Consider the following 1253-nt stretch of genomic DNA (forward strand, 5'->3'; position numbering starts at 1 on the left):
GAGCTCACCCAGGAGCGCCGCAAGGAGTACGTCAAGATCGTCAAGGGCAAGGGTGAGGACGCGAAGGTCTCCATCCGCAGCATCCGCCGCAAGGCCAAGGAGTCGCTCGACCGGCTCGTCAAGGATGGCGAGGTCGGCGAGGACGACGGCGCGCGTGGCGAGAAGGAGCTCGACGGGCTGACCAAGCAGCACACCGACAGCGTGGACGAGCTCGTGAAGCGCAAGGAAGCCGAGCTGCTCGAGGTCTGATGGCCGATCCTCAGTCTGAGGCCGGCGGCCCGCCCGTTGACGCCCCCGGCGCGCCAGCTTCCCGGCGGGCGCGGCGCGAGGCTGCGATCGCGCACGCTGCGGCGGCGACGACCGCGGCGGCGGCGTCCAAGACCGGCCGGAACCTTCCGGCTGCCATCGTCGTCGGCCTCGTGCTGCTCGCGGCTGTCCTCGCCGGGCTCTTCGTCTGGCCGCTCGGCTTCGTGCTCGTCGGAACTGCTGCGGGAGTCCTCGGCGCCTGGGAGGTCTTCCGGGCGCTTCAGACGCGCAGGATCAATATTCCGATCGTGCCCGTTCTGGTGGGGGCCGTCGCGATCCCGTTCTCGGCCTTCTTCGGGGGCCAGGAGGCCCAGCTGTTCGCGCTCATCGCGGCGGCAACGGCGGTCCTGCTGTGGCAGAGCCTCGAGCACGCCGAGGGAGCCGTGACAAACGTCGTCGGCGGGGTCTTCGTGCTCCTGTGGATCCCGTTCTTCGTGGGCTTCGCGGTCCTCCCGCTGCACGACACGGGGCTTGCCGCCCCGCCGCTCGGACTGTGGCCGGGGCTGACGGTGCCTCGCAGTGTCCTGCAGCTCGTCCTCACACTCCTGCTCGTCGTCGCGAACGACACCTTCGGATACATCGTCGGGGCCAGCCTCGGCAAGCACCCGATGGCCCCCAAGATCAGCCCGAAGAAGTCCTGGGAGGGCTTCGCCGGGTCTGTCGCCGGAGCCGTCGTCATCGGAGTCTTCGGAACCGTGTTCCTGCTGGGGCGCCCATGGTGGGTCGGCGTCATCCTCGCCGTGGCGATGGTCGGCGCTGCGACGGCGGGGGACCTCGCCGAGTCGATGGTCAAGCGTGAGCTCGGCATCAAGGACATGAGCAGCATCCTGCCGGGTCACGGCGGCATGATGGACCGGCTGGACTCCCTCCTGTTCGGCGTGCCCATCGCATATATCGTGTTCAGCCTCCTGCCGTCCGCCTAGACGGCAGGATCAGAACGGCAGGAT

2 protein-coding genes are annotated in these 1253 nt (G+C 69.0%); both read left to right on the forward strand.

All coding sequences use genetic code 11. From position 1 onward, the window contains the following. Positions 1-249 (forward strand): ribosome-recycling factor (locus tag V7053_RS14105; protein ID WP_334172909.1); only part of this gene is annotated, 249 nt, incomplete at its 5' end. After that, complete coding sequence (locus V7053_RS14110; RefSeq protein ID WP_443022622.1) at positions 249-1229, forward strand: phosphatidate cytidylyltransferase; 981 nt, start codon at positions 249-251, stop codon at positions 1227-1229. The genes V7053_RS14105 and V7053_RS14110, both read left to right, overlap by 1 nt. Positions 1230-1253: the final 24 nt, after the last annotated feature.

The sequence above is a fragment of the Sinomonas sp. genome (genome assembly GCF_036848755.1).
Classification (GTDB): Bacteria; Actinomycetota; Actinomycetes; order Actinomycetales; family Micrococcaceae; genus Sinomonas.